A 3,455-nucleotide genomic window follows, 5' to 3' on the forward strand; every position below is an offset into this window, starting at 1 on the left:
CGGCCCGCTGGGCATCGGTCACCGACAACGGCGGAATCTTCGGACCCGGACGACTCATACCCAACCAACGATGAATCTTCGACTCAGGTCACTAGCGTCGGCAGGCCCTCGGCGGCTGCCTTGTACAAGGCGGGCAGCGCGTGAATGCGCGCTGCGGTGATGTCGGGGGTGGAGCCAGGCTCAACCTCGGAAACCCACAGCGGGGTACCGTCCGGGGCCGACAGGACCTGCACGATGCCGCCGAACGCCTTGTGTTTCTGGCTGAACCACAGGTCGTTGCTGTTCTCGCGGACACCGGCGACGCGGTCCGATGCGATCAGCGTGCCGTCGAGGACCACGTGTCTCATACCCTTCTTCCGACAGCGAGCCAGGACATCGTGCAGGTCTGGGGCTTGGTCGGCAAGAACATCGATGCCCTCGTGGAGGTAGCGGTAGCCGGTGGCCTGCGAGATCCCCGCGTCGCGGGACAGGCAGTGCACGCAGCCGCGCTCACGGAACCACCGCAGGACCAACACCGCCCGGCGAACGGCCCCAGCGAGCGAGAACGACGGGTGTCCCGATGCGGCCGCGATGAGCGGCAAGCCGTCGGGCGAGGAACTCGACGACGTGGCGCGGGACGTCGAGCTTGGCAGCATAGGTGACCAACGTGAAGCCTCAGGTTGTGCTGGACAGCAGCTTGGGGTGAGGGCCGTCCGGCTAGGAGATTCGCTCTGTCCCTGAGCGACCTCTGGTTGTCCGGTCGCGACAAGCCGTGATCGTTTGCTGCTTCACGAAGACCGTTTCGCGGTGGAAAACCTCGATGGTCCTCCGAGCAGATCTGCTTGTCGCGGGCACCTCTTGTGGAACTCGATGGAGGGGAGGCTCAGCCGTGCCAGACAGCGTGGATGTGCTCGGCGTGGGCGGCGGCCTGCTGGTGGCCTGCGCGGGCCGCGCCAGGGATACGGGATGGGTCCAGGGGGTTGCGGCCGAACGCGCGGCGGGAGGCATGGTCCGGGACGAGCAAAGCAGCCCGGATACCGTCTGCCACGAGGGAATCGACCTGCTCGTCGACGCTCGGGCTCGCCCCCGGTGACTTGGGAATCGGCGCCAGCACGACGACGCGCCGGCAGTCGTTCACCAAGTCGGCGTTGGTCGTGGAGCGCACGCCACCATCTACCCACCGCCCCTGCCCGATCGTGATTGGCGGGAACAGCGGGGGCAGCGCGCCGCTGGCCGACACGGCCCGCACCAGGTCGATCCCGCTGTCGGCACTGAAACCGGTCGGCTCACCGGTGAGCGCGTCCACCGCGAACAGCCGCAACGGCCTGTCCGGCCAGGCATGGACCGGCAGGAGCGGGCCGATTGTGTCGAACACCTCGGTCTCGGGCACGTCGCGAACAGCCAGCCCCAACTTTCCCAGCCGCCTGCGCGCGGTTGCCGGATCGCGTGAACCGAGCGCCGCCCACAGGTACTTGACCGTCATGCCGAGCGTGAAATTCAGCTCGGGCATGGCCCGTATCCCGTCGGCACACGCCGTGTAGAGGTCGTCCGGTGCTGCTCCCGCGGCCAGTTCCACCGCGAGCAGCGCGCCGGCCGACGTGCCAGCGAGCAGATCGGCGCCGCCGAGGTCCACTCCCGCCTCGGCCAGCCCTGCCAGCATGCCGACTTGCCACGCGAACGCGGTCAGCCCGCCTCCACCCAGCACCAGCGCCGTATCCGCCATGCCTCCACCCCTCCTCACAAAATGGGGACATCTCCCCGGTTATCGCGGGCGACGCTAACATCTCAACCGGGGAACAGTCCACGGTTCCGTGTGGTCCGAGAGGCAGGTACAGCAGATGGCTGTCCGCAAACAGGCTCCGCCGCCACTGCGGCGAGACGCGCAGCGCAACCGGGACGCGCTCACGGCCGCCGCGCGAGAGATGTTCGCACAACTGGGACTCGACGCTTCACTGGATGAGATCGCCCGTCGCGCAGGGGTCGGCAACGCCACGCTGTATCGCCACTTCCCGACCCGGGCGGCGCTGGTCGAGGCGGTCTTCCACGACCTCCTGACCCAAACCCGGCTGATGGGCGAACAGGCCCGCGCCAGCGACGACGCATGGACCGGGCTGACGGGCTATCTGGAAGGCATCTTCGCAGGGCTGGCGGCCGACCGGGGAGCCAACGACCTGATGACCACCGGCATCGAAGGAGTCACATCCCTCGAAGAGTTGCACACTCACAACCGCGAGACGATCAGCCTGCTGACCGACCGAGCCAAGGCACAGGGCACGATGCGCGCCGATGTCACCGCGGAGGACCTGCTGCTGCTTCTGGCGGCGCTCGGACGAACAGTGCCTGCCCTGACCTCCGTCGTTCCCAACATCTGGCAACGCTATCTAGCCATGCTCCTCAACGGCCTCCACGTACAACCCACTGGCAATCTCCCCGCCCCGCCCCTCACCCCGGCACAACTCAACGACGTCCTCCACGACCTCGGCCCCCACGCAGCGAGGGGCCCGAAGTGAAAGCTCTCCCCACGATCGAAGGCTGTCCGTCGCTTCCCCGAAGCCGGATCAACTTCCTGCAGCACACGCCCGTTCGCTGAGAAAACCTCACTGCCACCGGATCCGGGGCCGGATCAGGAGCAGCAGCGGGAGCAGGGGCGGCGGGCGCCGCGTGGACGCCGGTATCAACGGCGAGGTGAGCCACCGTCTCAACGGCCCGCTCCGTGCGAGCGATCAGGTCCCGGACCAGCACCTCGCTGGCAATGATCACTGGCAGATGCTCATGCCGGCCGCAGAGGCGGCCCGGTGGTACTGCCCCCAGAGCGCACTGGGCACCGGGCACCGGCCCTGGCCCGCGCACGCCATATAGGCACGGGCTACCCGCACCCTAACCGCCCCGCCCCGCCCGACCGGCCGGACCCTGGCGCGGCTACGGGACATCGCCCCGCCACCCGAACCGGGCGGGGTAGACGCCATCGGCTTCAGCCGGCTCGTACGCACAGCGGCCTCCCGGCCCGAACGCCTCCCGCTCCGACATCAGCAAGGCGCCATCCGCGAGCTCCAGCGGACTCCAGCCGGTCACGTCGAGCAGCTGCCCGTCCAGCGGGCCGCCCACCAGCTCGACGTAGCAGTGGCCCGGCTCCAAGCCGGGATAAAGGGTCCTCCAGCTCCGCTCCGTACACCCGCCGACCCCTCCAGGCGGCATCCATCCGCCCAGCCTGCCAGCCCCGGCCCGCGGACGGGACCGGGGCTGGGCGGTCTTTCTACGGACGGGTGAACTCCGGCCCGGACGCGGCGGAGGTCTCGTCCGGGTGCGCGACGGCTCTGTGGGCCCTGACGGGCTGGGGTGCGACGTCGGCGAGGCGGTCCAGGCGCTCGTAGAGGGCGCGGACTAGGTGTATTGCCCAGTGAGGTTGGGGACGCGGCTGGCGGGTGGTTTGCCTGCGAGCGCGGTGTGTCCGCGGTGGTGATTGTAGGTGTGCAGCC

3 protein-coding genes and 1 pseudogene are annotated in these 3,455 nt (G+C 69.0%); 1 reads left to right on the plus strand and 3 read right to left on the minus strand.

What is annotated here, in order from left to right; all coding sequences use genetic code 11:
* Positions 1–83: 83 nt before the first annotated feature.
* Both ACIBAD_RS37540 and ACIBAD_RS37545 read right to left on the minus strand, forming a co-directional pair.
* Positions 84–635 (minus strand): transposase family protein, encoded by a 552-nt coding sequence (locus tag ACIBAD_RS37540; RefSeq protein ID WP_398911538.1) that lies wholly within the window; start codon positions 633–635, stop codon positions 84–86.
* Between the two features lie 227 nt (positions 636–862).
* The gene (locus ACIBAD_RS37545) at positions 863–1,702 is read right to left on the minus strand and encodes a patatin-like phospholipase family protein (RefSeq protein WP_134068382.1); all 840 of its coding nucleotides are present in this window, start codon (positions 1,700–1,702) and stop codon (positions 863–865) included.
* Between the two features lie 115 nt (positions 1,703–1,817).
* Here ACIBAD_RS37545 and ACIBAD_RS37550 point away from each other — a divergent pair, with 115 nt between their 5' ends.
* The gene (locus ACIBAD_RS37550; protein ID WP_134068383.1) at positions 1,818–2,489 is read left to right on the plus strand and encodes a helix-turn-helix domain-containing protein; all 672 of its coding nucleotides are present in this window, start codon (positions 1,818–1,820) and stop codon (positions 2,487–2,489) included.
* Positions 2,490–2,898: 409 nt separating this feature from the next.
* On the opposite strand, the pseudogene ACIBAD_RS37555 reads toward ACIBAD_RS37550, so the two are convergent.
* Positions 2,899–3,178: pseudogene (locus tag ACIBAD_RS37555) on the minus strand (hypothetical protein).
* Positions 3,179–3,455: the final 277 nt, after the last annotated feature.

The organism is Streptomyces sp. NPDC051109 (genome assembly GCF_044455885.1).
GTDB lineage: Bacteria > Actinomycetota > Actinomycetes > Streptomycetales > Streptomycetaceae > Streptomyces.

Bases quoted from the DNA above. Each gene is read 5' to 3' on its own strand.
- ACIBAD_RS37540 (WP_398911538.1), bottom strand. From the start codon at position 635: ATGCTGCCAAGCTCGACGTCCCGCGCCACGTCGTCGAGTTCCTCGCCC.
- ACIBAD_RS37545 (WP_134068382.1), bottom strand. From the start codon at position 1,702: ATGGCGGATACGGCGCTGGTGCTGGGTGGAGGCGGGCTGACCGCGTTC.
- ACIBAD_RS37550 (WP_134068383.1), top strand. From the start codon at position 1,818: ATGGCTGTCCGCAAACAGGCTCCGCCGCCACTGCGGCGAGACGCGCAG.